Here is a 26,323-nt window from a genome sequence, read left to right as displayed (position 1 = left end):
CCCATGAAAGTATTGGCATCGGTTAAGCGGATCTGCCGCAACTGCAAAATCATCAAACGTCACGGCGTGGTGCGCGTCATCTGCACCGACCCGCGGCACAAGCAGCGTCAGGGCTGATCGCTCGGCCTCCACGCATAGAATATTCAAGGAACAGTCATGGCCCGTATTGCTGGCATCAACATTCCGCCGCATCAGCACGCCGAGATCGGCCTGACCGCCATTTTTGGCATTGGTCGTACGCGCGCCCGCAAGATTTGCGAAGCTGCTAATGTGCCCACGACCAAGAAGGTCAAGGATCTTACCGACGCCGAGCTGGAGCGTATCCGCGAACACGTCGGTGTGTTTACCGTCGAAGGCGATCTGCGCCGCGAAGTGCAACTGTCGATCAAGCGTCTGATCGACCTGGGCACCTATCGTGGCATGCGTCATAAGCGCGGTTTGCCCGTGCGCGGCCAGCGCACCCGCACCAACGCCCGTACCCGCAAGGGTCCGCGTCGTGCTGCGGCGTCCCTGAAGAAATAATCGAGGAACAGGATTATGGCGAAAGCTTCCACCAGCGGCGCCTCGCGCGTGCGCAAAAAGATCAAGAAGAACGTTTCGGACGGCATTGCGCACGTCCACGCGTCCTTCAACAACACCATCATCACCATCACCGATCGCCAGGGCAATGCCTTGTCCTGGGCGACCTCGGGTGGCGCAGGCTTCAAGGGTTCGCGCAAGTCGACGCCGTTCGCGGCTCAGGTTGCCGCCGAAACGGCTGGCCGCGTGGCTCTGGAATACGGCATCAAGACGCTGGAAGTCCGCATCAAGGGCCCTGGTCCCGGCCGTGAGTCGTCGGTTCGTGCGCTGAACGCGTTGGGCATCAAGATCTCGAGCATCGCCGATATCACGCCCGTTCCGCACAACGGCTGCCGTCCGCCGAAGCGTCGTCGTATTTAAGGGGAATCCTAATGGCTCGTTATATTGGACCCAAATGCAAGCTCTCGCGGCGCGAGGGCACCGACCTGTTCCTGAAGAGCGCCCGCCGTTCGCTGGATTCCAAGTGCAAGCTGGATTCCAAGCCCGGTCAGCATGGCCGCACTTCGGGTGCCCGTACCTCCGACTACGGTCTGCAGCTGCGTGAAAAGCAGAAGCTGAAGCGTATGTACGGCGTGCTGGAAAAGCAGTTCCGCAAGTACTTCCAGGAAGCCGACCGCGTGCGCGGCAACACCGGCGAAAAGCTGATCCAGCTGCTGGAATCGCGCCTGGACAACGTCGTCTACCGCATGGGCTTCGGCTCCACGCGCGCCGAAGCGCGCCAACTGGTCAGCCACCGCGCCATCGAACTGAACGGCCACACCGCCGACATCGCTTCGATGCTGGTCAAGTCCGGTGACGTGATCTCCGTGCGCGAAAAGGCCAAGAAGCAAGGCCGTATCCGCGAATCCCTGGACCTGGCCACCAGCATCGGCCTGCCCCAGTGGGTCGAAGTCGACACCAGCAAGATGTCGGGTGTCTTCAAGCAGGCGCCGGACCGCGCTGACGTTGCTCGCGACGTCAACGAATCGATGGTCGTCGAACTGTATTCGCGTTGATGCCACGCGCCGCGGCAACGCGGCGCCGCTATACATTTTTGCCGCTTGCCAACCCGCAATGCCCCCTCCGGGCGTTGCGGGTTGGCGAGTTTTTGTACTTCCATCAGCCTTATCGGTGTAACGAGCCGAGGGTATTGAAAAGGAAACGAGTAAATGTCCACTCAAGGTTTTTTGAAGCCGCGCTCCATCGAAGTCGAGCCCGTCGGGACGCACCATGCCAAGATCGTCATGGAGCCCTTCGAGCGCGGTTACGGTCATACGCTGGGTAACGCCCTGCGTCGCATCCTGCTGTCGTCGATGACGGGCTATGCGCCGACGGAAGTCCAGATGACCGGCGTCGTGCACGAGTACTCGACCATCGCGGGCGTGCGCGAAGATGTCGTGGACATCCTGCTGAACCTGAAGGGCGTGGTCTTCAAGCTGCACAATCGCGACGAAGTCACTCTGGTGCTGCGCAAGCAGGGCGAAGGCCCGGTGCTGGCCAGCGACATCGAACTGCCGCACGACGTCGAGATCGTCAACCCGAACCACGTGCTGTGCCACCTGACCGAAGCCGGCAAGATCGAAATGCAGGTCAAGGTCGAGAAGGGGCGCGGCTATGTGCCGGGCAACGTGCGCGCGCTGTCGGAAGACCGTACGCACACCATCGGCCGGATCGTCCTGGACGCCTCGTTCAGCCCCGTGCGCCGCGTCAGCTATGCCGTGGAAAGCGCGCGTGTCGAACAGCGTACCGACCTGGACAAGCTGGTGCTGGATATCGAAACCAACGGCGTGATTTCGCCCGAGGAAGCGGTGCGCCAGGCGGCTCGTATCCTGATGGACCAGATCTCGGTGTTCGCGGCGCTGGAAGGCGCGGGCGACTCGTACGAAGCGCCGGTCCGCGGCACGCCGCAGATCGACCCGGTGCTGCTGCGCCCGGTCGACGACCTGGAGCTGACGGTGCGTTCGGCGAACTGCCTGAAGGCCGAAAACATCTACTACATCGGCGACCTGATCCAGCGCACGGAAAACGAGCTGCTGAAGACGCCGAACCTGGGCCGCAAGTCCCTGAACGAAATCAAGGAAGTGCTGGCCGCACGCGGCCTGACGCTGGGCATGAAGCTGGAAAACTGGCCGCCCCTCGGCCTGGAACGGCCGTAGTAGGCCCACCCCCGAAGCGCTGTGCGCTTCCCCCTCAAGGGGGCAACGCTGGCGGACCGGAGGGAAGGCCCACCCCCGAAGCGCTGACGCGCTTCCCCCTCCAGGGGGCAACGCTGGCGGACCGGAGGGAAGGCCCACCCCCGAAGCGCTGTGCGCTTCCCCCTCAAGGGGGCAACGCTGGCGGACCGGCAAAGCCGGATCCGCGGCGTTCCGGGTCGGGAGGCACCTGTATTTAGTGTTTGATCTTTTTACTACCGGACCGCGGCATGGTTGCATGCCGATAGAAGATCCGGATAACCCGGCGGCCGCGAGGCTGCCATTAGATTCAAAAGGAAGTTGTCATGCGTCACGGTAATGGTTTGCGCAAGCTCAACCGCACCAGCAGTCACCGTCTTGCCATGTTCCGCAACATGGCCGTTTCGTTGATCACCCACGAAGCGATCAAGACCACGCTGCCCAAGGCGAAAGAACTGCGCCGGGTCATCGAACCCCTGATCACCCTGGGCAAGGAGCCCACGTTGGCGAACAAGCGGCTGGCATTCGCCCGCCTGCGCGATCGCGACGCCGTGGTCAAGCTGTTCGCCGAAATCGGTCCGCGCTACGCGTCCCGCAACGGCGGCTATACCCGCGTGCTGAAGATGGGCTTCCGCCAGGGCGACAATGCTCCCATGGCTTTCATGGAGCTGGTCGACCGTCCGGAAGTCGCGGAAACCGAAGAAGGCAGCGCTGAGTAACACCAGCGGTATTTCATCGGCGAAAAGCGAGCCCCTGGGCTCGCTTTTTGTTTTTTGAGGATGGAGGCGACAATGAACGACCAAGACCTGATGCTGGTGATCAGCAACGCGCCCGACCTCCTGCTGGCCAAGCGGATCGCCCATGTGGTGGTGGAGGACGGCCTGGCCGCCTGCGTGAACCTGGGCGCGCCCATGCTGTCCATCTACACATGGCAAGGCGTAGTGGAAGGCGCGGAGGAGGTGCCCATGACGTTCAAGACCACCGCAGGACGGCTCGATGCGCTGATGCAGGCCATCGCCCGCATGCACCCCTACGAGGTTCCGGAAATCGTCGCCATCCCCGTCGCGGCCAGTGCCGTGCCGTATCGCGACTGGGTGCGCGAGCAGACCGCGCCGCGTGATGGCGCCGCGGCCGGTTGAGTGGATACGACATGCCGATATCGCAGGCTGAATTCGCCGCAGCGCCGCTGACGGCCCCCGGCGCACCCGATCCATCGGGTCTTCGGGTGCTGCGCGCGGTATTGGCGCTGGCGGTCCTGTTTGTCGCCTGGCTGGCGCTGGCCATGCCGGTGGCGCTCGCCGCCGATGATTTCCTGGCGCCGGAACAGGCGTTCCCGTTCGCCGCCGCCATGGACGGCCCGGACACGCTGCGCATCGACTACAAGGTGGCCAAGGGCTACTACATGTACCGCGAGCGCTTCGCGTTCGACGTCGCGCCCGTTGGTGCCGCGACCCTGGGCGACCCGGTGTTTCCCGCCGGCGAAGTGAAATACGACCCGACCTTCGACAAGAATATGGAGGTCTATCACCAGCCCTTGTCGATACGGGTGCCGCTGCGGCCCGGGGGCGGGGCGTTCACCTTGAACGTGACGGGGCAGGGCTGCGCCGACAAGGGCGTCTGCTACCCGCCGATGGTGCATACCGTGTCGCTGCAGCCGGTACAGGGCGGTTATCGGATCACGGCGACCGGGACCGCGGAGCCGGGCGCCATCGCGGCGGGCGCGGGGTTTTCGGCGGCGCCGTCGCTGGGCGGCGCCCTGGCGGGCGCCGTATCGGCGGGCCAGGATGGAAGCACCGCCGGGATCGCACAACCGGAAGCCGCACAACCCGGCAGCGCACAAACGGGCGGTGCCCAACCGGGCGGTGCCCAACCGGGCGGTGCGCAACCGGGCAGTGCGCAACCGGGCGGCGGGCTGACGGCGCTGACGCGCAGCGACGATGTCGGCCTTGCGGGCGCGATCGCCGGCCTGGGCCTGCTGAAGACCGCGGGCGTTTTCTTCCTGCTGGGCGTGCTGCTTTCGTTGACGCCCTGCGTGCTGCCCATGATCCCCATCCTGTCATCCGTGGTCGTGGGCGCCGGCGGGCAGCACAGGCCGGGCCGGGGCCGCGGGCTGGCCCTGGCGGCCGCCTACGTGCTGGGCATGTCCCTGGTCTATACGGCGCTGGGCGTCGCGGCCGGCCTGAGCGGCATCGGGCTGGCGGCCTGGCTGCAGACGCCCTGGATACTGGGCCTGTTCGCGGCGCTGCTGGCGCTGCTGGCCCTGGCGATGTTCGACGTGTTCACCCTGCAGGTGCCCGGCGGCATGCAGACCGGATTGAACAATCTGTTGTCCCGCGTGCCGGGCGGCCGCGGCACCGGCGCGTTCGTGATGGGCGCGGTATCGGCCTTGATCGTCGGGCCCTGCGTGGCGGCGCCCCTGGCGGGCGCGCTGCTTTATATCTCGCAGACCGGCGACGTTGGCCTGGGCGCGGCGGCCTTGTTCGCCATGGCCTGGGGCATGGGCGTGCCCTTGCTGGTGGTCGGCGGTTCGGCGGGCAGCCTGCTGCCCAGGGCCGGCGCGTGGATGGAGGGCGTCAAGCGTTTCTTCGGCATGCTGCTGCTGGGTACCGCGTGGTGGATGTTGATCCCGCTGCTGCCGGTGTGGCTGCAGATGGTCGGCTGGGCGTTGTTGGGCCTGATCGGCGCCGTCATGCTGCGCGCTTTCGAGCCGCTGCCGGCCGCGGGCGGGACGGGACGCATGTTCGCGAAGGGCGCCGGCCTGATGCTGGCGCTGCTGGCGGTCGTGATGCTGGTGGGCGCCGCCAGCGGCGGACGCGACGTATTGCACCCGCTGGCGCACCTGGCGGCGGGCGGTCCTGTCGCGGGGCCAAGGTTGGCGGCAGGTGGTACGTTGGGCGGAAGCCTGGGTGGCACGCCGGGTGGCGCGTCGGGTAGCACGTTGGCTGGGCCGCCGGGCGCCGCGGCGGCTGCCGGCCAGGGCGGTGCGGCCGGCGCGCGGCCAGGCGCCCTGGCGGGCGAGAGCCTGCATTTCGTCCCCGTCCGGTCGCTGGCCGAGCTCGACGCCGCGGTTGCGGGCGCCGGACGGCCCGTGATGCTGGATTTCTACGCGGACTGGTGCGTGTCCTGCCGTGAAATGGAACAGTTCACTTTCAGCGACCCGGCGGTGGCCACGCGCATGGGCGGCATGCTGCTGTTGCGCGCGGACGTGACGGCCAACAATGCCGACGATCGCGCCTTGCTGAAGCGCTTCAAGCTGTTCGGCCCGCCGGGCATCATGTTCTTCGATGCCGGCGGCCGCGAGCTGGCCGATATCCGCGTGATCGGCTTCCAGGACGCCGCCAGGTTCACGGAGTCGCTGGACCGCGTTGCGGCGCGTTGACCCGTGGTGCGGTGATCTGTGGTGCGGTGATCCGCGTCCCGTTGCGCCGCGGCGCTCAGCGCCCCTTCATCAGCCGTGCCGCGTCGATGGCGAAGTAGGTCAGGATGCCATCGGCGCCGGCCCGCTTGAACGACAGCAGCGCTTCCATCATGACCTTGTCGTGGTCCAGCCAGCCGTTCGCCGCGGCGGCCTTGAGCATGGCGTATTCGCCGCTGACCTGATAGGCGAAGGTCGGCACGCGGAAGGCGTCCTTGACCCGCCGCACGACGTCCAGATAGGGCATGCCGGGCTTGACCATCACCATGTCGGCGCCTTCGGCCAGGTCGGCCGCGACTTCGCGCAGGGCCTCGTCGAGGTTGCCCGGGTCCATCTGGTAGACGGCCTTGTTGGACTTGCCGAGGTTCGCGGCCGAACCGACCGCGTCGCGGAACGGGCCGTAGAACGCGCTGGCGTACTTGGCCGAATACGCCATGATGCGGGTATGGATGTGCTGGGCGTCTTCCAGGGCCTGGCGGATGGCGCCGATGCGGCCATCCATCATGTCGCTGGGCGCGACGATGTCGACGCCGGCCTGCGACTGCACCAGCGCCTGCTTGACCAGGATTTCCACGGTGGGCTCGTTCAGCACGTAGCCGGATTCGTCGATCAGGCCGTCCTGGCCGTGGCTGGTGTACGGGTCCAGCGCGACGTCCGTCAGCACGCCCAGCTCGGGAAAGCGCTTCTTGATCTCGCCGACCACGCGCGGCACCAGGCCATCGGGATTGGCCGCCTCGATGCCGTCCGGCGTCTTCAGCGCGCTGTCGATGACGGGAAACAGCGCCATGACCGGAATGCCCAGTTCCATGCAGGTCTCGGCCACCGGCAGCAGGGTATCGAGCGAATGGCGCACCACACCCGGCATCGACGGCACGTCCTGGCGCAGGCCCCGGCCTTCCGTGACGAAGACGGGATAGATCAGGTCGTTCGGGGTGAGGACGTTTTCGCGCACCAGGCGGCGGGTGAAATCGTCGCGGCGCAGGCGGCGGGGGCGGGACGCGGGGAAGCCCGCCGATACGATGTGGTGGTTCATGGTGCTACCTTGGGAGAAATCCAGTTTTCGATGTGCTCGCCCGCTTCTTCCAGGCCGATGCGGTCGGGCGCGGAAAACGGCACGGTATGCAGGGCGCCGATGTCCGCCAGATCCTTGCGCACCGTGAAGACCGTGCGCATGCGCTGGCCGTAAGGCAGCTTGTCGGCCTTGGTGAGCAGGGCCAGCACCGGGCGGCCGGTCGGCGCGATGAAATCGGCCAGCCGGCGGTCCAGGTCGGTCACGCCGCGCCGGATGTCGATCAGCAGCACGACGCCGACCAGCGACGCGCGCGTGGCCAGGTAGCCGCCCAGCAGCTCCGCCCATTTATCCCGTTCGCTCTGGCTGATGGCGGCATAGCCATAGCCCGGCAGGTCGACCAGGAAACCCATCGGGTGGTCCGGGTCGTAGGGATCGGGCAGGCCGAACATATTGATCAGGCGCGTGCGGCCCGGCGTCTTGCTGGAGAAGGCCAGGCGGCGCTGGTTGGTCAGCACGTTGATGGCCGTGGACTTGCCGGCGTTGGAGCGGCCGACGAAGCAGACTTCGGGCGCGCCGGGGGCGGGCAGCTGGTCGAGGCGGGCTGCCGAGGTGAAGAACGAGGCGCGATGCAGAAGGGACACGGGGACGGGGGTGCGGAGAGGGGTACGAGCCCTATTGTATAATCCGGCGTTTGCAAGGGTGGGCGTCAGTCCGCTACCGGTGTAGCACGCCGCGTCGCATCACAGAACTCGGGGTATACCGGCAGGTCTGGGCAGGCGAATGGAAAACATAGGCAAATCATAATCGGCGCGTATCAGCGCCGTGAGTCGATGCTGCGAACGTCGAGGTTTTCATGAAGCGTGTGCTGTCCCGGATGTTGGTTGTGGGCGGATTGGTTTTGGGTTCGGCCGCCATTTCTCCTGTTTTCGCGGCCGAAGCTGCGGCCCCCGCCGCCAAGCCGGATGCGGCCAAGGGCGAACAGCTCTACACCAACGGCGACCAGGCCCGCGGCATCATCGCCTGTGCCAGCTGTCACGGCGCCGCCGGCAACAGCACCATCCCCACCAATCCCAATCTGGCGGCCCAGTCGCACGAATACCTGGCCAAGCAGTTGGGCGATTTCCAGCTGAAGCAGGGCGCCAAGGCGCCGGTGCGCAACGGCGCGGGCGGCAATCCGACGCCGATGACCGCCATCGTGCAGTCGCTGACGCCGCAGGACATGCAGAACATTGCGCTGTACCTGTCGCAGCAGCAATTGAAGGAACCCGCCACCGCCGGCCAGAAATCGCTGATCGAGCGCGGCCAGACCATCTGGCGCGGCGGGCTGCCCGATCGCAACGTTCCCGCCTGCGCGGCCTGCCACTCCGCCAATGCCGCCGGCATTCCGGCGCAGTATCCGCGCCTGTCGGGGCAGTTTCCCTCCTATATCGAGGAACAGCTGAAACTCTTCCAGGACGGCAGCCGCAACAACAGCGAGCCCATGCACGAAATCGCCAGCCGCCTGACGGCCGACGACATCAAGGCGGTCTCCGACTACGCGGCCGGCCTGCGCTGACGGCGCCGGCTGTCATCGGCGCGTCAGCGCGGAGGCTGTATTGTCCGTAGTGCTACGTCCGCGCCATGTCCTTGCCCCGGGCCTCGCCGTTGCGCCCGTTGCCCGGGCCCGCCGGCCAGGCTGACTGGTCCCACGTCCTGGCGGATCGTCGCCCGGCTGCCTCAGGGGCCCCTTTTTCCGATGCATCAGAATCCGCCTTCCCCCCGCCCGACCCTGCGCAACCTGCCCGCGGACTTCGTGGAGCTCATGGGCTCCATGCGTTTCGCGGTCAGCCTGCTGATGTTCATCTGCGTCGCCAGCATCGTCGGCACGGTGCTGGTGCAGAACCAGGCGTCTTCCGCCTACATCGATCAGTTCGGGCCGTTCTGGTACGCGGTGTTCGACAAGTTTTCGCTCTGGCACGTCTATAACAGCTGGTGGTTCCTGCTGATCATGACTTTCCTGGTGGTGTCCACCGGGATCTGCCTGACGCGCAACGCGCCCAAGATGCTGCGCGACGCGGTGTCGTTCCGCGAATACATACGCCTGTCCAGCCTGCGCGCGTTTCCGCAGCGGGTGGAATTCGACAGCGGCGCCGCGGCGGCCGATACGCTGGGCCGTACGCGCCAGCTGATGAAGTCGCTGGGCTACGCCGTGAAGGAGCGCCAGGATGGCGACGGCGTGCTGCTCGCCGGCAAGAAAGGCAGCGCCAACCGCCTGGGTTATATCTTCGCGCACACGGCGCTGATCGTGATCTGCGTGGGCGGCCTGCTGGACAGCGAGCTGGCGGTGCGCGCGCAGGTCTGGCTGGGCGGCAAGAAGCCCATCGTCGAAAACATGCTGATCAGCGATGTGCCGCCCAGCGGCCGGCTGTCCATGAACAATCCCAGCTTCCGCTCCAGCATGATGGTGCCGGAAGGCGGACGCGCCAACAATGCCGTCGTCATGGTGGGCGACGGCGCGCTGGTGCAGCCCATCCCGTTCACCTTGACGCTGAAGAAGTTCATCGTCGACTACTACTCGACCGGCATGCCCAGCCGCTTCGCCAGCGAAGTCGAGGTGCGCGATCCCGATACCGGCAAGACCTTCGACAAGACCATCGAGGTCAACGAACCGCTGCGCTTCAAGGGCGTGACGGTGTACCAGTCCAGCTTCGACGACGGCGGCAGCACGGTGAAGCTGCATGGCTATCCGCTGCGGGGCAGCGACGCCGCCACCTTCGATGTTTCGGGCACGGTGGGCAAGAGTGCCGAGACCGGCAAGGACGCGCCGGCCGAGGCGCGCGACCTGAAGGTGGACGTCACCGCGCTGCGTCCCATCAATGTGGAAGACCTGTCCGGCGGCACGCCCAAGCCGGCGCGCGACTTCGCGCAGAACGTCGCATCGGTGGCGGGCAGCGCCGCCGGCAAGGCCAACGCGAACCTGCGCAACGTCGGGCCGGCGGTCGAATACCGCCTGGTCGACGCCAGCGGCCAGTCGCACGAATTCCGCAACTACATGCTGCCCGTGCAGCTGGACGGTTTCCCGGTCTTCCTGGCGGGCGTGCGCAACAACGCCAACGAGAACTATCGCTACCTGCGCCTGCCGGCGGACGACGACAATTCGGTCGCCGAATTCATGCGCCTGCGCGCCTTGCTGGCCGACCCGCAAGCGCGCGCGGAGGCCGCGCGCCGCTTCGCCGAAAAGAATGCCCCGCCGGGCAGCGACCGCCAGCCCCTGGAGACGGCGGCGGAACGGGCGCTGCACACGTTTTCCGACGGCGGCCTGCAGGCCGTGGCGAACTTCCTGCAAAGCAATGCCCCGGCATCCGAGCTGGAACGCGCCGCCGACATCGTCGTGCGCCTGATCGGCGCGAGCGTGGCCGAACTGCGCGTCATGGAGCGCGAGCGCGCCGGCCTGCCGCCGCTGCCGACCGAAGGCGAAGCCGGCGAACGCGCCGCGGTCTGGTCGCGGGTGGCCGTGGCGGCGCTGTCCGACCTGGCGATGTATCCGGCGCCGGTGTTCTTCACCCTGGCGGACTTCAAGCAGGTGCAGGCCAGCGTGTTCCAGGTCAGCCGCACGCCGGGCAAGCAGGCCGTGTACGTCGGCTGCCTGCTGCTGATACTGGGTGTCTTCAGCATGTTCTATATCCGCGACCGCCGCGTCTGGATCTGGGTGACGCCCGGGCCGGACGGCCGCGGCAGCGCCGTGCACGCCGCCATGACATCGCAGCGGCGTACACTCGACTTTCACCGAGAGTTCGAGCGGCTCAAAGAGGCGCTGCTGCGCCTGAAGCAGTGAGGTGCTAGTCATGTCCGAAACCGCAGTTTCCCCCTCGCACGACAATCTCTGGCAGGAAGGCATCGCCGAAAGCGGTGACGCGCGCCTGCGGCGCGGCCGTCCCGACTGGACCGACGCCGTGTTCTTCCTGCTGCTGGCCACCGGCGCCGGCTATGCGCTGACCCGCTTTGCCGGGTCCATGGACTATTACGAGAAGGTCATCCTGAGCGGCGCCGTGCTGGTGCTGACGTGGCTGGGCTGGCTGTGGCGTCCGCTGCGCCGGTTGATGGTCGCGGTGGCGCTGGCCAGCGGGCTGGCGGTCATGCTGTACGGCCATGACCTGGCGCGCGCCGAAGAGGTGTTCTTCCTCAAGTACCTGCTGTCGTCGCAGTCGGCCATCCTGTGGATGTCGGCCCTGTTCGTGCTGGCGACGGTGTCCTACTGGCTCGGATTGTTCAGTCCCACGGCGGCCTGGCTGGGTACGGCGCTGACCTGGGGCGCCGTGTTCGCCGGGGTCACGGGCATGCTGGTGCGCTGGCGCGAGAGCCATCTGATGGGCCCGGACCTGGGCCATATTCCGGTCAGCAACCTGTACGAAGTCTTCGTGCTGTTCTCGCTGATCACGGCGTTGTTCTACCTGTACTACGAACGACGGTACGCCACGCGGGCGCTGGGCGGCTTCGTGCTGCTGGTGATCTCGTCGGCGGTGATGTTCCTGCTGTGGTACGCCTTCACGCGCGACGCCGCGCAGATCCAGCCGCTGGTGCCGGCATTGAAAAGCTGGTGGATGAAGCTGCACGTGCCGGCCAATTTCATCGGCTACGGCACGTTCTCGCTGTCGGCCATGGTCGGCTTCGCCTACCTGGTGAAGGAAAACGGCGAGACCACGTCATGGCGCAAGCTGGCGCCCCTGTTCGTGCTGGGCGTGCTGCTGTGCGTGGAGCCCATGGTGTTCCGCACCAAGGGGCTGTCGGCGGCGTGGATGACGTATTTCGGCCTGGGCGCCGTCATCGTGGGGGCCATCCTGGTGGGTCGCCGCCGGGTGGCCGCGGCCTTGCCGCCGCTGGCGGTGCTGGACGACATCATGTATCGCGCGATCACCGTCGGGTTCGCGTTCTTCACGGTGGCGACCATCCTGGGCGCGCTGTGGGCCGCGGATGCCTGGGGCGCTTACTGGCAGTGGGACCCCAAGGAAACCTGGGCCCTGATCGTCTGGCTGAACTATGCCGCCTGGCTGCACATGCGGCTGATCAAGGGCCTGCGCGGCGCGATGGCGGCGTATTGGGCGCTGGTGGGCTTGCTGATCACCGGCTTCGCCTTCCTGGGCGTGAACATGTTCCTGTCCGGCCTGCATTCCTACGGTCAGCTGTAGGTCTGGCGGGGGCTTCCCGCCAGGACGGAAAGGTTCGCCACCGCGCGTCCGGACATCGAGTCCGGCGCGCGGTTTCTTCTTATGGCAGGGTGGTTTCGCCGCGCATCAGGTCTTCCACCGTTTCGCGTTGGCGGATCACGTGGAATTGCGCGCCGTCGACCATGACTTCGGCGGGGCGCGGGCGGGTGTTGTAGTTGCCCGCCATGACCATGCCGTAGGCGCCGGCGGATTCGATGGCCAGGACGTCGCCCCGTTCCACCGCCAGCGCGCGTTGCTTGGCCAGCCAGTCGCCGCTTTCGCACACGGGCCCCACCACGTCGTATTCCTGCGTGGCCCCGCCACGCGGCTGGACCGGCAGCACGCCATGCCAGGCGTCGTACAGCGTGGGCCGGATCAGGTCGTTCATGGCCGCGTCGACGATGGCGAAGTTGCGCGCTTCGGCGTGCTTGAGGAACTGCACGGTGGTCAGCAGCACGCCCGCGTTGCCGACCAGGGAGCGGCCCGGCTCCATGACCAGTTTCAGATGGCCCAGGCCGCGTGCGTCCAGGCGCGCGTAGACCCGGTCCAGCAGCGCCGCCGGCCGCAGCGGGGTTTCATCCGTGTAGCGGATGCCCAGGCCGCCGCCCAGGTCCAGGTGCTCGATGCGGATGCCGGCCGCCGCCAGGCCGTCGATCAGGTCGAGCAGCTTGTCCAGCGCGTCCAGATAGGGCGCGACGTCGGTGATCTGCGAACCGATATGGCAGTCCACGCCCGTCACCACCAGTCCAGGCAGGGACACGGCCGCCTGGTACACCCGCGGGGCATCCGCGATGGCGATGCCGAATTTGTTTTCCTTCAGGCCGGTCGAGATATACGGATGGGTGCCGGCGTCCACGTCCGGATTCACGCGCAGGGACACACGGGCGGTCCGGCCCATGGACGTCGCCACATCCGACAGCAGGTGGAGTTCGGCTTCCGATTCCACGTTGAAGCACTTGACGTCGGCTTCCAGCGCCTTGCGCATCTCCCAGGCCTGCTTGCCCACGCCGGAGAACACGATTTTGGCCGGATCGGCGCCGACGGCCAGGACCCGCTGCAGTTCGCCGCCGGACACGATGTCGAAGCCGGCGCCCAGGCGGGCGAATTCCTTCAGTACCGCCAGGTTGGAATTCGCCTTCATGCCGTAGCACACCAGGACGTCGCGGTCGCCGATGGCGACGCGGAAGGATTCCCAGGCGGCCCGCAGCGCGGCGCGCGAATAGACGTAGAGCGGCGTGCCGAGGCGGTCGGCCAGCAACTGCAGCGGCACGTCTTCTGCGTACAGGGCGCCGTCGCGATAGTGGAAATGCGGGTAGCCGGCCGGCTGCGCCGGCGCGGAAATGGAAGCGTTCATCGTTGGGTGGCGGACGGCGGGAAATCGGGAAGCGCGGTGCCCAGGCGGACGCCGGAAGCGGCGCTGAAGTCCAGGGGTGCGATAACCTTGGGGGGCGGCTTCAGCGCGGGGGCCTGAGACGGCAGCATGAGCGGGCCCTTATAGCCGCAGGCCGCCAGCGATGCGGCTACGCCCAGCGTGGCTACAATGCGCAGAGCGGTACGGCGGTATGCCGGGTGGGACACTGGGAACTCCGTAATTCTTGCAGACTGGATTATGAACGAAACCGAATTTCTTGCGTTGGCGGAGCAGGTGCTCGACCGTATCGAAAGCCAGGCCGATGACTGGGCGGCTTCGCTGGACGTCGACGTCGAGGCCAACCGCAGCGGCAATGTATTGACCCTGGTTTTCGAGGACGACACGCACGTGGTCGTCAACAGCCAGGCCGCCATGCAGGAACTGTGGGTGGCGGCCCGTAGCGGGGGCTTCCATTACCGCTACGACGGCCAGCACTGGCTGGATACGCGCGGCGGGCCGCCGCTGCATGACGCCCTGTCGCAGATCTGTTCAGAAGCGGCAGGGGCGCCGATCACCGTCCAGGTGTAGGGCTACCGCACCTACTGCACCGGCAGGGAGCCTTCGCCGAAACTGGTCCCGGAGGGCCGGTTGTCGGCGTTGGCCGAGCGCAGCGTGTTCAACAGGTCGCCCAGGCTGTCCGAGCCCGGCGCTGGCAGGCCCAGGCGGGCCACCGCCTGTCCCGGCGGGAATTCGGAGAAATAGAACTCGCCGTTTTCCACCAGCAGGCCATCCGGCCGCGGGCGCTGTTTCTGTTCCGGCACGCCTTTCAGCATTTCCTGCATATAACTCAGCCAGATCGGCAGCGCGGCGCCGCCGCCGGTTTCGCGCGAACCCAGCGACTTGGGCTGGTCGTAGCCCAGCCAGGCGGTGGCTTCCAGGCTGGGGGTATAGCCGGAGAACCAGGCGTCCACGGATTCGTTGGTCGTGCCCGTCTTGCCGGCGATGTCGTTGCGCTTCAGGACCACCCGGGCACGGGCGGCGGTGCCGTAGGTCGCCACGCCGCGCAGCATGTCGTCCATGACGAAGGCGGTGCGGGGATCGATGGCGCGCGCGGCGGAATCGCCCGCGACCAGCGGCTTGGATTGCATGATGACCTTGCCGCTGCCGTCGGTGACGCGGTCGATCAGATAGGGCGTGATGCGATAGCCGCCGTTGGCGAACACCGAGTACGCGCCGGCCAGCTGCAGCGGGGTGACGGAGCCGGCGCCCAGCGCCAGGGGCAGCACCGCGGGCTGGCGCGACTTGTCGAAGCCGAAGCGCGTCAGGTAATCCTGCCCGTACTGCGGGCCGATGGCCTGCAGGATGCGGATGGACACCATGTTCTTGGACTTGTACAGGCCCTGCCGCATGGTCAGCATGGGTTCGTACTCGTTGCCGTAATTTTTCGGCGTCCAGGCCTTGGAACCGGTCTGGGCGGCGCTCATCGCAAAGGGTTGGTCGGAAATCTGGGTGGCCGGCGTCAGGCCGCGTTCCAGGGCCGCGGAATAGATGAACGGCTTGATGTTGGAGCCCGGCTGGCGCCATGCCTGCGTCACGCGGTTGAAATTGCCCCGGTAGAAATCGAAGCCGCCGACCATGGAGCGGATACCGCCGTCCTGCGGCGACAGCGAAACGAAGGCGGCCTGCACTGACGGCATGTTCAGGACTTCCCAATCGTCCGGGCCGATCTTGTGGATGTAGACCACGGAGCCGCGGCGCAGGCGCTGGTCGTCCTTGGCCTTGGGGTTCAGCGCGCGGGCGACGACCGCCAGGACTTTCTTGTCGTTGATGGTGATGATCTCGCGCGAGCTGCGCGCCACCTTGATTTCCGTGGGGCTGGCCGACAGCACCAGCGCGACCAGCAGGTCGTCGCTGTCCGAATACTTGTCCAGCACGCCGTCGAGCACGTCGTCCAGGGCTTGCGGGTCTTTTTCCACGCCGGCGGGCAGGTCGAGCTGGGCTTCCGGGCCCGGATAAGGCGCGCGGCGGGTGTAGTCCAGCACGCCGTCACGCACCGCGCGGTAGGCCGCTTCCTGGTCCTTTGACTGGACGGTGGTGTAGATGTTGATGCCGCGCGAATACACGTTGTCCTGGTAGACGCCGAACAAAAGCTGGCGCGCCAGTTCGGCCACGTACTCGCCGTGGATGGAGTAGCCACCCGCCGGCGTGCCTTCGGCCGACTTGATGACGATGGGCTGGGCCATCGATTCCTTGTATTCGGGATCGGTCAGGTAGCCCAGGCTGCGCATGCGGCCCAGCACGTAATGCTGGCGCAGTTCGGCGCGCGGCAGGTTCGAGATCGGATTGAAGCGCGACGGCGCCTTGGGGATGCCCGCCAGCATCGCGGCTTCGGCCGGCGTGATCTGCGACAGCGGCTTGCCGAAATACGTGCGCGAAGCGGCGGCGAACCCGTAGGCGCGATGCCCCAGATAGATCTGGTTCATGTACAGCTCGAGGATCTGGTCCTTGCTGAGGCTGGCCTCGATCTTGAACGTCAGCAGCAGTTCGTAGAACTTGCGGGTATAGGTCTTTTCCGACGACAGGTAGAAGTTGCGGGCCACCTGCATGGTGATGGTGCTGGCGCCCTGGGACTTCGACATGTTGACCAGGTTGGTCAGCCCGGCGCGGACCACGCCGGTCCAGTCGATGCCGCCGTGCTGGTAGAAGCGGTCGTCCTCGGCGGCGAGCACCGCCGACTTCATGACGTCGGGGATTTCGTTGAAGCGCAATACGTTGCGGCGCTCCTCGCCGAATTCGCCGATGAGCACCTTGTCCGCGGTGAAGACCCGCAGCGGGATGCGCGGACGATAGTCCGTCATCGCGTGCAGGTCGGGCAGGTTGGGCCAGGCCAGGGCCAGCGCCATGCCGCCCAGCAGCAGGCCGCAACCGACCAGGCCGGCGCAGAAAATGCCCAGCTTGAAGAAAAAACGGACAAAGGGGGAGCCGCTCGAATCGGGCTTTTCGTTCTTGGAAGAAGGCGTCTGGGGCTTACTCATCGCCGCGATTTTACGGGGAAGCGGGCCGGCCATCCCTGCCGCGTGTGTGGTTTCTGTAACAGCGTTGTTCAGTGTGGCGCGCGGGCAACTGATCCGAATGGGATAATACGTCTTATGAACGCGTCCCCACCCGATTGCACGGCCGCCACGCCGGCCGTCGAAACCGAATCCGAGACCTGCGCCGTGCCGGGCGCGGCACCGCGCCTGAGCCTGCCGTATGACACGCCGATCTTCCTGGTCGGCATGATGGGCGCGGGCAAGACCACGATCGGGCGTTCGCTGGCGCGGGTGCTGGGCCGCGACTTCGTCGACCTGGACCACGAACTGGAATCCCGCTGCGGCGTGCGCGTGCCGGTCATCTTCGAGATCGAAGGCGAGGCGGGATTCCGCAAGCGCGAAGCCGCCGCGCTGGCGCATTGCGCCGCCCGGCGCGGCATCGTGCTGGCCACCGGCGGCGGCGCCATCCTGTCCGCCGAGAACCGCGCCGTGCTGCGCGAGCACGGCATCGTCGTCTACCTGCGCGCCAGCGTGGATGAGCTTTACCGCCGCACCTGCCGCGACAAGAACCGCCCGCTGCTGGCCACCGCCGATCCCCGTGGCACCCTGCGCGACCTGCTGGCCCGCCGCGAACCCCTGTACCGGGAGGTCGCGCACCTGATCATCGAAACCGGCTGCGTCCCCGTCAGCACGCTGGTCAAGCAACTGGCGCCCAAGCTGCAAGCCTACGAGAAGCAAGCATGAAAGTCGTCGACGTCGCCGTCCCGGGCGCCCGCTATCCCATCCGCATCGCGCCCGGCCGGCTCGACCATCTGGATGAGGCCATCCCGCCCAATGCCACCGCGATCGCCCTCGTCACCAATCCGACGGTGGCCGCGCTGTACGCCGAACGGGCGGAACGCGCGCTGGCCAGGACGGCGCGCAAGGTGGTGCGCATCGACCTGCCGGATGGCGAAGAGCACAAGGACAGCGCCACGCTGAACCAGATCTTCGACGTCCTGCTGTCGCAGGGCTTCGATCGCCGTTCCGTGCTGGTCGCCCTGGGCGGCGGCGTGATCGGCGACATGACCGGCTTCGCCGCGGCGGTGTACATGCGGGGCATCCGTTTCGTGCAGGTGCCCACCACGCTGCTGGCGCAGGTGGATTCATCCGTCGGCGGCAAGACCGGGGTGAATCATCCCCTGGGCAAGAACATGATCGGGGCCTTCCACCAGCCGGTCGCCGTCGAAATCGATACCGACGTGCTGGCGACGCTGCCGGCGCGCGAGGTCTCGGCCGGGCTGGCGGAAGTCATCAAGTACGGCATGATCCTGGACGCCGAATTCTGGGCCTGGTGCGAAGCCAACGCCGCGCGGCTGCGGGCGCTGGACCGCGAGGTGCTCGGGCATGCCATCCAGGTGTCCTGCGAACTCAAGGCCAAGGTGGTGGGCCAGGACGAGCGCGAATCGGGCCTGCGCGCGATTCTGAACCTGGGCCATACCTTCGGCCATGCGATCGAATCGGGGCTGGGCTATGGCGCCTGGCTGCACGGCGAGGCCGTCGGCTGCGGCATGGTGCAGGCCGCCGAACTGTCCGCCGAGGTCGCCGGCCTGCCGCGGGCCGACGTGGCGCGCGTCCGGAAACTGGTCGAGGCCATCGGCTGTCCCACCACGGCGCCGGACCTGGGCGCGGAACGCTGGCTGTCCCTGATGCGGGTGGACAAAAAGGCGGAAGGCGGCGAGATCCGTTTCGTCCTGACGCCACGTATCGGCCAGGCCATCATCCAGGGCGCGCCGCGGGACGCCGTGCTCCGGGTGCTGGAACGCACCGTCGCCTGAACCCTTCCGGCGATGGTCCGATAGACAGGAATCAACGATCATTGCCCTATGAATACATACGCGGACACACTGGCTCCCTACGCCGCCGATCCCCTGCGCAGCCTGGGCCGCGCGCACAGCGAAGCGCCGCCGCAGAACCGCACGGAATTCCAGCGCGATCGCGATCGCATCATCCATTGCACCGCCTTCCGGCGGCTGGAATACAAGACCCAGGTGTTCATCAACCACGAAGGCGACCTGTTCCGCACGCGGCTGACGCACAGCCTAGAAGTGGCGCAGATCGCGCGCACGCTGGCGCGCAGCCTGCGCGTCAACGAGGAATTGACCGAAGCCATCTCGCTGGCGCACGACCTGGGCCATACGCCCTTCGGCCACGCCGGCCAGGATGAACTGAACGCCTGCATGCACGAGCTGGCGCCCGGCGCCGGCGGCTTCGAGCACAATCTGCAGAGCCTGCGCGTGGTCGACGAGCTGGAAGAGCGCTACGCCGCGTTCAACGGCCTGAACCTGTGCTTCGAGACGCGCGAAGGCATACTCAAGCATTGTTCGCTGGCGCACGCGCGGCAGCTGGGCGCGGTGGGCGAGCGCTTCATCCGCCGCCGCCGGCCGTCGCTGGAGGCGCAACTGGCCAACCTGGCCGATGAGATCGCCTACAACAACCACGATATCGACGATGGGCTGCGGTCCGGCCTGGTGACGGTGGAGCAGATGCGCGAGGTACGCATCTTCGCGCGCCATTACGATGGCGTGGCGGCGCAGTTCGCCGATGTTCCGCAACGCCGGCAGATCGCGGAAACCATACGCCGCATGATCAACACGCTGATCGTCGACCTGACCGATACGACGGCGGAACGCATCGCCAGGCACCGGCCGGAAAGCGTGGACGACGTGCGCGAAGCGCCCGCGCTGGTGGGGTTTTCCGAAGGCATACGCGCCGAGGCCGACGAGCTCAAGCGCTTCCTGTTCGAGAACCTGTACCGGCATTTCCGCGTGATGCGCATGACGTCCAAGGCGCGCCGCATCGTGCGCGACCTGTTCACCGCCTTCCTGGCGGATCCGCGCCTGCTGCCGCCGGATTACCTGCGGCGCGACGCCCAGCCGCGCGCCATCTCGGATTACATCGCCGGCATGACCGACCGCTACGCCATGCGCGAGCACAAGCGGCTGTTCGACATGTCCTATTGATGGTGGGGCGCGGGCGCCTGCGGGCGCGGGCTTTGCGCTGATCGCAGCCAGCCTCCGCCCAGGATGGCGGCGGCCAGCGCGAAGCCCGCGCCGCATAGAAAGGCCAGCTGATAACCCTGGTTCAGCGCCGCGGCGGGCGCCGCGCCCGCGCTGGTGGCGGCATGGGCGCGTGCGGCCGCCAGGCTGGCCAGCACCGCCAGTCCCAGCGAGCCGCCCATCATGAACGAGGTGTTCACGATGCCCGACGCCAGGCCGGATTCGTCGGGCTGGACGTCGCTCATCGCCGCCAGCAGGACGGGATTGAAGGCGACGCCGGCGCCCAGGCCGAGCAGCAGCATGCCGGGCAGCACGTGCAGCGCGAAGCTGCCATGGACGGGCGCGTAGCCGAACAGCGCCAGGCCGATGGCGGCGATCAGCAGGCCGCCTGCCAGTGGCAGGCGGATGCCGAAGCGCATGACCAGCCGGGCGGACAGCCCCAGCGAGAACGCCGCCATGATCAGGTTGGCCGGCAGGAACGCCAGGCCGACCCGCATGGCGTCGTAACCCAGCACCAGTTGCAGGTACAGCGCCGAAATGAAGAACCAGGCGAACATCGCCGCCGCCCACAGCACCCCGACCACGTTGGACACGGCCAGGTTGCGCAGGCGGAACAGGCGCAGCGGCACCAGCGGGGCGCGCACGCGCGCCTCGATGGCCAGGAACAGCGCCAGCAGGATGACCGCGGCTGCCAGCATGGCGACGGACTGCGTGGAGCCCCAGCCCGCCTCATTGCCGTTGACCACCGCATACACGGCCAGCATCAGCGCGGCCGTGATCGTGATCGCGCCGGCCACGTCCAGGCGGCCGTCCATGGCCATGCCGCGCCCGCGCGGGATCAGGGCCAGGCACAGCGCATAGACCGCCGCGCCGATGGGCAGGTTGACCAGGAAGATCCAGTGCCAGCTGAGGGTGGACGTCAACAGGCCGCCCAGCAGTACGCCGATGCTGCCGCCGCCCGCGCAGACGAAACCGTAGATGCCCATGGCCTTGGCGCGCTCGCCCGCTTCGGTGAACAGGTTCATCACCAGCGACAGCGATACCGCCGAGACGACGGCGCCGCCCAGGCCTTGCACGGCGCGCGCGGCGATCAGGAATTCGCGCGTGTGCGCCAGGCCGCAGGCCAGTGAGGCCAGCGTGAACAGCGCCAGGCCGGCCAGGAACATGCGCCGGTGGCCGTAGAGATCGCCCAGCCGGCCGCCCAGCAGCAGGAAGCCGCCAAAGGTCAGCATGTAGGCGTTGACGACCCACACCAGTGACGTTTCGGTGAAATCCAGGTCGGCGCGGATGGATGGCAGCGCCACGTTCACGATGGTGGTGTCGAGCACGATCATCAATACGCCCAGGCATAGCACCGTCAGCGCATACCAGCGTTTACGGCCTTCTATGCCGTGTGTCATGTGTCTTCTCCTGTAGTGCGGATCGTGGATCGTGGGGCGCGGCTCGTGGAGCATGGCCGTGGAGCACGGGCCGGGGGCGGTCCGCGCCTGCCCACGCCTGTCCTTGCCCGACACGACGATCGACGGCGGCGGATTTCGACAGGCGGCTCAGCGTTGCGTGCGATAGGGTTCGTCGGGCGGCAGGAAGATCCCTTCCGCCCTGGCGTCGCGCATCCAGGCCTGCATGGCCGGCAGCGCCACGATCGCGTCCATGTATTCGCGCACCGGGCCCGCCGCGGCGGTGACGCCGTAGGTGAAGAAGCGGGACACCACCGGCGCGAAGAAGGCGTCCGCGATGGAAAACGCACCGAACAGGAAGGGGCCGCCCTGGCCGTACTCCGCGCGCGTATCCTGCCAGATCGCCTGCACGCGCGAGATATCCTGCTGTGCCGCGGGCGGGATGTCGATGCCGGGCAACAGCGCTTCGATGTTCATGGGCAGGACATTGCGCAGATCGGCAAAGCCGCTGTGCATCTGCGCGGCCAGGGAACGCGCGCGGGCGCGGGCGCGCGGGTCGGCGGGCCACAGCCGCGCCTGCGGATGGCGTTCGGCCGCGTATTCGCAGATGGCCAGCGAATCCCAGACCGCGAAATCGCCATCCAGCAGCAGGGGCACCGTGCCCGACGGCGTCAGCGGCGCCAGCCGGGCCGCGAACTCGGGCGTGAACAGCGTGAGTTTTTCTTCCTTGAATGGAATGCCGCCCACGCTCAACGCCAGCCACGGCCGCAGCGACCACGACGAGTAGTTTTTGTTGCCGATCAGAAGGGTGTACATGGACGCTCCAGGATAATCGGGCTTTGTTTGCAGCGGCGTGTCCGCCCCGCGTGGAGACGCCGTCCTTCGCAGTCTACTTCGCCTTCCTGCGCAGCGGCGTCGCGGCGGGCGGCACGGCGTTGGCGGCCTCCAGCACGCGCTGCAGGTAGTGCCCGGTGTGGCTGCCCGCGGTCCGCGCCACGTCTTCCGGGGTGCCTTGCGCCACCACGCGGCCGCCGCCGTCGCCACCTTCCGGACCCATGTCGACCACCCAGTCCGCGGTCTTGATGACGTCCAGGTTGTGCTCGATGATAAGCACGGTGTTGCCGGCGTCGACCAGCTGGTTCAGTACCTTGAGCAGCAGTTCGATGTCGCGGAAATGCAGCCCGGTGGTGGGCTCGTCCAGGATGTACAGGGTGCGGCCGGTGCTGCGCCGGGACAGTTCCTGCGACAGCTTGACGCGCTGCGCTTCGCCGCCCGACAGCGTGGTCGCGCTCTGGCCCAGGCGCAGGTAGGACAGCCCCACGTCCATCAGCGTGTGCAGCTTGCGCGAGATGGCGGGCACCGAATCGAAGTACTCCAGCGCCTGTTCGACCGTCAGGTCCAGCACTTCGCTGACGTTGCGGCCACGGTAGCGGATTTCCAGCGTTTCGCGGTTGTAGCGCTTGCCCTGGCAGACGTCGCAGGGCACGTACATATCCGGCAGGAAATGCATTTCCACCTTGACCACGCCGTCGCCCTGGCAGGCTTCGCAGCGGCCGCCCTTGACGTTGAAGCTGAAGCGCCCGGGGTCGTAGCCGCGCGTACGCGCTTCCGGCACCCCGGCGAACAATTCGCGGATGGGCGTGAACAGGCCGGTGTACGTCGCGGGATTGCTGCGCGGCGTGCGGCCGATCGGGCTCTGGTCGACGCTGATGATCTTGTCGAAATGCTCCAGGCCTTCCAGCGCGACGAACGGCGCCGGTTCGGCCTGGGCGTGATGCAGCTGGCGCGACACGGCTACCGCCAGGGTATCGTTGATCAGCGTGGACTTGCCCGATCCGGACACGCCCGTCACGCAGACCAGCCGGCCGGCGGGCACCCGCAGGTCGACGTTCTTCAGGTTGTTGCCGCTGGCGCCGGCCACCACCAGCCAGGGCAGCTCGTCGGTGACCGGACGGCGCTCGGGTACCTGGATGGCTCGGCGGCCGCTCAGGTACTGGCCGGTAAGCGATTGCGCGTCGTCCTGCACTTGCGCCGGCGTGCCCTGCGCCACCACCTGGCCGCCATGTTCGCCGGCCCCGGGACCCATATCCACGACCCAGTCGGCGGAACGGATCATGTCTTCGTCGTGCTCGACCACGATGACGCTGTTGCCCAGGTCGCGCAGGTGCTGCAGCGTACCGATCAGGCGGTCGTTGTCGCGCTGGTGCAGCCCGATGGAGGGCTCGTCCAGCACGTACATCACGCCGGTCAGGCCCGAGCCGATCTGGCTGGCCAGGCGAATGCGCTGGGCCTCGCCGCCGGAGATCGTATCCGCGCTGCGATCCAGGGAAAGGTAGTTCAGGCCCACGTTGTTCAGGAAGCTGAGCCGCGCCTCGATCTCGCGCACGATGCGCTGGGCGATTTCCTGCTTGGCGCCGGTCAGCGCCAGTTCCTGGAACCAGCGCAGGCAGTCCGACAGCGGCATGCCTTCCACTTCGTAGATCGCCAGGCCGCGACGCTCGCTGTCGTCGCGCTTTTCCGCGCCGATCAGTACGTGGCGCGCTTCGGCGCGCAGCCGCGAGCCGTGGCAGGCGGGACAGACCTTGATGTTGCGGTATTTGCCCAGTTCTTCGCGCACGGTGGCCGAATCGGTTTCCTTCCAGCGCCGTTCCAGATTGGGAATCACGCCTTCGAAGACGTGGCGCTTGACGGTGCTGCGGCCTTTTTCGTTCAGATAGACGAAGGCGATTTCCTCTTCGCCCGAGCCGTACAGCACCTTGTCGCGCACCGCTTCCGGCAAGGCTTCGAAAGGCGCTTCGATATCGAATTCGTAGTGCGCGGCCAGGCTGGTCAGCAGCGAATGCGTGAAGGCGTTGCGGCGGTCCCAGCCGCGGATCGCGCCGGCCGCCAGGCTGAGCTCCGGAAACGCCACCACGCGCTTGGGATCGAAGAAGCCCACCTGGCCGATGCCGTCGCAGCTCGGGCAGGCGCCCATCGGATTGTTGAAGCTGAACAGCCGCGGTTCGAGTTCGGGCAGGCTGTGGCTGCACACCGGACAGGCGTAGCGGCTGGAGAATACATGCTCGTGCGCGCCGTCCATGTCCAGCGCCACGACCCGGCCGTCGGCCAGCGCCAGCGCGGTTTCGAAGCTTTCCGCCAGGCGCTGTCCGCTTTCGGCGCGCACGCGCAGGCGGTCGATCACGACGTCGATGTCGTGTTTCTCGGTTTTCTTCAACGCCGGCAGGCTGTCGATTTCGACCATCTGCCCATCGACGCGCAGGCGCACGTAACCCTGTGCCTGCAGGCTGGCGATTTCGTCTTCGAAGGTGCCCTTGCGGGCACGCGCCACCGGCGCGAGAATCGCCAGCCGCGTGTCCGCCTGCCAGCCCAGCACCGTGTCGACCATCTGGCTGACGCTCTGCGCCTGCAGCGGCAAGCCGTGGTCGGGGCAATACGGCGTGCCGACGCGGGCGAACAGCAGGCGCAGGTAATCGTGGATTTCGGTGATGGTGCCGACGGTGGAACGCGGGTTATGGCCCGCGGCCTTCTGCTCGATGGAAATCGCCGGGGACAGGCCCTCGATCAGATCGACATCCGGCTTGTCCATCAGTTGCAGGAACTGCCTGGCATACGCCGACAGGCTTTCAACGTATCGGCGCTGGCCTTCCGCGTATAGTGTGTCGAACGCGAGCGAAGACTTGCCCGAACCGGACAGACCCGTTATCACCACCAGTTTCTGCCGCGGCAGATCCAGCGAGACGTTCTTCAGGTTGTGGGTGCGTGCACCCCGAATGCGTATCGCGTCCATCGGGTTTAAGCAATTCCAAAGGCCAACTTGTTACTATAGCGCGCCGAATTCGTCCGTGTTCGGGGTCGTGGCCAGGCCGTTCTGCACGGGCGTCGCGTTTACCCGCCGTTCCACAACAATCAGATCGCGCGCAGCAGACCCGATTCCCCCGCATGCCGTCACGCCTCCGCCTTCAGCTGACCCCCAACGAAAGACGCACCAGCATCGCCCTGGCAGGACTGTTTGCCTGCCGTATGTTGGGGCTGTTTCTGCTTTTGCCAGTGTTCGCGGTGGCCGCGCGCGGCCTGCCCGGCGGCAACGATCCGGCCAAGGTCGGGCTGGCGATGGGCATCTACGGGCTGACGCAGGCGGTGCTGCAGATACCGTTCGGGCTGGCGTCGGACCGCTGGGGCCGGCGTCCGGTGGTGCTGCTGGGCCTGGTGCTGTTCATCGTGGGCAGCGTGATCTGTGCCCTGTCCCCAAATGTTTTCTGGATCACCATCGGCCGCGCGGTACAGGGCGCCGGGGCGATTTCCGCCGCCATCACTGCCTGGATCGCCGATGCGACGCGCGACGAGGTCCGCACCCGCGCGATGGCCATGGTCGGCGCGTCCATCGGCGTGTCCTTCGCCGTGTCGCTGGTCGCCGCGCCGCTGCTGACCGGCTGGTGGGGGTTGCCGGGGCTGTTCTGGACCATCGCCTGCCTGGGCGTGCTCAGCTTCGCCGTGGCGCGCTGGTGGGTGCCTGTCGCGCCCTTGAGCGGCAACCGCGCCATGCGCGGCGCCAGGCCGTCCCAGGTGCTGCTGCATGGCGACCTGCTGCGGCTGAACTTCGGCGTGTTCTGCCTGCACCTGATCCAGGTGTCGCTGTTCGTGGTCGTGCCCGCGCTGATGGCCCGGCTGGACGGCCTGGACGTGCACGACCTGTGGGAAATCTACCTGCCCGTCATCGTGGTGTCCTTCGTGCTGATGGTGCCGGTGGTGTTCGTGGCCGAGAAGTATCGCGCGCACCGCGGCGCGCTGGTCGGCGCGGTGGCGGGATTGATCGTGGTGCTGGGGCTGATGCGCTGGGGGCAGGGCAGTTTCCACGCCATGCTGGTGCTGCTGACCCTGTTCTTCGTGATGTTCAACGTGCTGGAAGCCCTGCAGCCGTCGCTGGTCTCGCGCGTCGCGCCGGCCGCGTACAAGGGGCTGGCGCTGGGCTTCTACAACACGTCCCAGGCGGCCGGCCTGTTCTGCGGCGGGGCGCTGGGCGGGATACTGGCTGCCCATGCGGGGCCGGGCGCCGTGTTCCTGACGGTCGCCGGTCTTTCGGTGGTGTGGCTGGCGGCCACCTGGGGCTTGAAACCGCTGGGCTGACGCGGACTCGATCGCGCAGGGGCTGGCCCGACCCTGGTACAT

General features: G+C 67.1%; 24 protein-coding genes. 16 read left to right on the top strand and 8 right to left on the bottom strand.

Translation table 11 applies throughout. The features are described 5' to 3' along the window. Nucleotides 1-3: 3 nt before the first annotated feature. The 8 genes from rpmJ (at nt 4) to dsbD (ending at nt 6,108) form a co-directional block, all read left to right on the top strand. Nucleotides 4-117 (top strand): 50S ribosomal protein L36, encoded by a 114-nt coding sequence (gene rpmJ / locus CAL26_RS26440; protein WP_066357345.1) that lies wholly within the window; start codon nt 4-6, stop codon nt 115-117. Nucleotides 118-156: 39 nt separating this feature from the next. Then, complete coding sequence (rpsM, locus tag CAL26_RS26435) at nt 157-522, top strand: 30S ribosomal protein S13 (protein ID WP_066357338.1); 366 nt, start codon at nt 157-159, stop codon at nt 520-522. 15 nt (nt 523-537) lie between these two features. Beyond that, the gene (gene rpsK, locus CAL26_RS26430) at nt 538-939 is read left to right on the top strand and encodes a 30S ribosomal protein S11 (protein WP_086067513.1); all 402 of its coding nucleotides are present in this window, start codon (nt 538-540) and stop codon (nt 937-939) included. Between the two features lie 11 nt (nt 940-950). Beyond that, nucleotides 951-1,574 carry a 30S ribosomal protein S4 gene (gene rpsD, locus CAL26_RS26425; RefSeq protein WP_094849576.1) on the top strand — a complete coding sequence of 208 codons (624 nt, stop codon included), beginning with the start codon at nt 951-953 and terminating at the stop codon, nt 1,572-1,574. Between the two features lie 153 nt (nt 1,575-1,727). Next, nucleotides 1,728-2,714 carry a DNA-directed RNA polymerase subunit alpha gene (locus CAL26_RS26420; RefSeq protein ID WP_086067511.1) on the top strand — a complete coding sequence of 329 codons (987 nt, stop codon included), beginning with the start codon at nt 1,728-1,730 and terminating at the stop codon, nt 2,712-2,714. Between the two features lie 341 nt (nt 2,715-3,055). Further along, on the top strand, nt 3,056-3,448 hold the full coding sequence (gene rplQ / locus CAL26_RS26415; protein ID WP_086067510.1) for a 50S ribosomal protein L17: 393 nt from the start codon (nt 3,056-3,058) through the stop codon (nt 3,446-3,448). A 72-nt stretch (nt 3,449-3,520) separates the two neighbouring features. Continuing rightward, nucleotides 3,521-3,868, top strand: coding sequence for a divalent-cation tolerance protein CutA (cutA, locus tag CAL26_RS26410; RefSeq protein ID WP_094849575.1), 348 nt, complete (start codon nt 3,521-3,523; stop codon nt 3,866-3,868). A gap of 11 nt (nt 3,869-3,879) precedes the next feature. Further along, nucleotides 3,880-6,108, top strand: a complete 2,229-nt coding sequence (dsbD, locus tag CAL26_RS26405; RefSeq protein WP_179283490.1) for a protein-disulfide reductase DsbD — start codon at nt 3,880-3,882, stop codon at nt 6,106-6,108. 55 nt (nt 6,109-6,163) lie between these two features. Here the strand turns inward: dsbD and hemB are convergent, their stop codons facing one another. After that, complete coding sequence (hemB, locus tag CAL26_RS26395) at nt 6,164-7,177, bottom strand: porphobilinogen synthase (protein ID WP_094849574.1); 1,014 nt, start codon at nt 7,175-7,177, stop codon at nt 6,164-6,166. Next, a complete protein-coding gene (gene yihA, locus CAL26_RS26390; protein ID WP_094849573.1) occupies nt 7,174-7,797 on the bottom strand; it encodes a ribosome biogenesis GTP-binding protein YihA/YsxC in 624 nt (207 codons plus the stop codon). Before yihA ends, hemB begins: the two co-directional genes overlap by 4 nt. A 212-nt stretch (nt 7,798-8,009) precedes the next feature. On the opposite strand from yihA, the gene CAL26_RS26385 reads away from it, so the two are divergent. From CAL26_RS26385 to ccsB, 3 genes are all read left to right on the top strand, one after another. Beyond that, nucleotides 8,010-8,711, top strand: a complete 702-nt coding sequence (locus CAL26_RS26385) for a c-type cytochrome (protein ID WP_179283489.1) — start codon at nt 8,010-8,012, stop codon at nt 8,709-8,711. 255 nt (nt 8,712-8,966) lie between these two features. Continuing rightward, nucleotides 8,967-10,970 carry a cytochrome c biogenesis protein ResB gene (locus CAL26_RS26380; RefSeq protein WP_094850102.1) on the top strand — a complete coding sequence of 668 codons (2,004 nt, stop codon included), beginning with the start codon at nt 8,967-8,969 and terminating at the stop codon, nt 10,968-10,970. 10 nt (nt 10,971-10,980) lie between these two features. Then, nucleotides 10,981-12,321, top strand: coding sequence for a c-type cytochrome biogenesis protein CcsB (gene ccsB, locus CAL26_RS26375; RefSeq protein WP_094849572.1), 1,341 nt, complete (start codon nt 10,981-10,983; stop codon nt 12,319-12,321). Between the two features lie 79 nt (nt 12,322-12,400). Here the strand turns inward: ccsB and lysA are convergent, their stop codons facing one another. After that, entirely contained in the window at nt 12,401-13,693 is a 1,293-nt protein-coding gene (lysA, locus tag CAL26_RS26370; protein ID WP_094849571.1) for a diaminopimelate decarboxylase, read from the bottom strand. Continuing rightward, the gene (gene lptM / locus CAL26_RS28770) at nt 13,690-13,917 is read right to left on the bottom strand and encodes an LPS translocon maturation chaperone LptM (RefSeq protein ID WP_143277505.1); all 228 of its coding nucleotides are present in this window, start codon (nt 13,915-13,917) and stop codon (nt 13,690-13,692) included. Before lptM ends, lysA begins: the two co-directional genes overlap by 4 nt. Before the next feature lie 31 nt (nt 13,918-13,948). On the opposite strand from lptM, the gene cyaY reads away from it, so the two are divergent. Continuing rightward, a complete protein-coding gene (gene cyaY / locus CAL26_RS26365; protein ID WP_094849570.1) occupies nt 13,949-14,278 on the top strand; it encodes an iron donor protein CyaY in 330 nt (109 codons plus the stop codon). 11 nt (nt 14,279-14,289) lie between these two features. On the opposite strand, the gene CAL26_RS26360 is transcribed toward cyaY, so the two are convergent. After that, nucleotides 14,290-16,725: a penicillin-binding protein 1A gene (locus tag CAL26_RS26360; RefSeq protein WP_094849569.1), complete on the bottom strand. Its 2,436-nt coding sequence runs from the start codon at nt 16,723-16,725 to the stop codon at nt 14,290-14,292. A 243-nt stretch (nt 16,726-16,968) separates the two neighbouring features. Here CAL26_RS26360 and CAL26_RS26355 point away from each other — a divergent pair, with 243 nt between their 5' ends. Genes CAL26_RS26355 through CAL26_RS26345 form a run of 3 tightly spaced genes read left to right on the top strand, consistent with a single transcriptional unit; the run spans nt 16,969 to nt 19,724 of the window. Further along, on the top strand, nt 16,969-17,466 hold the full coding sequence (locus CAL26_RS26355) for a shikimate kinase (protein ID WP_256988693.1): 498 nt from the start codon (nt 16,969-16,971) through the stop codon (nt 17,464-17,466). Further along, entirely contained in the window at nt 17,463-18,539 is a 1,077-nt protein-coding gene (gene aroB / locus CAL26_RS26350; protein ID WP_094849567.1) for a 3-dehydroquinate synthase, read from the top strand. The genes CAL26_RS26355 and aroB overlap by 4 nt, the downstream gene beginning before the upstream one ends. A 48-nt stretch (nt 18,540-18,587) precedes the next feature. Further along, nucleotides 18,588-19,724, top strand: coding sequence for a deoxyguanosinetriphosphate triphosphohydrolase (locus CAL26_RS26345; RefSeq protein WP_094849566.1), 1,137 nt, complete (start codon nt 18,588-18,590; stop codon nt 19,722-19,724). Here the strand turns inward: CAL26_RS26345 and CAL26_RS26340 are convergent. From CAL26_RS26340 to uvrA, 3 genes are all read right to left on the bottom strand, one after another. Further along, the gene (locus tag CAL26_RS26340; RefSeq protein WP_094849565.1) at nt 19,718-21,160 is read right to left on the bottom strand and encodes a DHA2 family efflux MFS transporter permease subunit; all 1,443 of its coding nucleotides are present in this window, start codon (nt 21,158-21,160) and stop codon (nt 19,718-19,720) included. The two genes, CAL26_RS26345 and CAL26_RS26340, sit on opposite strands and share 7 nt — an antisense overlap. A gap of 147 nt (nt 21,161-21,307) precedes the next feature. Then, complete coding sequence (locus CAL26_RS26335) at nt 21,308-21,973, bottom strand: glutathione S-transferase family protein (RefSeq protein ID WP_094849564.1); 666 nt, start codon at nt 21,971-21,973, stop codon at nt 21,308-21,310. A gap of 73 nt (nt 21,974-22,046) precedes the next feature. After that, nucleotides 22,047-24,944 carry an excinuclease ABC subunit UvrA gene (gene uvrA, locus CAL26_RS26330; RefSeq protein ID WP_094849563.1) on the bottom strand — a complete coding sequence of 966 codons (2,898 nt, stop codon included), beginning with the start codon at nt 24,942-24,944 and terminating at the stop codon, nt 22,047-22,049. Nucleotides 24,945-25,096: 152 nt separating this feature from the next. On the opposite strand from uvrA, the gene CAL26_RS26325 reads away from it, so the two are divergent. Then, nucleotides 25,097-26,281: an MFS transporter gene (locus CAL26_RS26325; protein WP_094849562.1), complete on the top strand. Its 1,185-nt coding sequence runs from the start codon at nt 25,097-25,099 to the stop codon at nt 26,279-26,281. Nucleotides 26,282-26,323 lie beyond the last annotated feature (42 nt).

It is taken from the genome of Bordetella genomosp. 9 (assembly GCF_002261425.1).
Lineage (GTDB): Bacteria > Pseudomonadota > Gammaproteobacteria > Burkholderiales > Burkholderiaceae_B > Bordetella_C.
The sequence above is the reverse complement of the archived record's forward strand: the minus strand, read 5'-3'. Positions and strand labels throughout refer to the sequence as shown.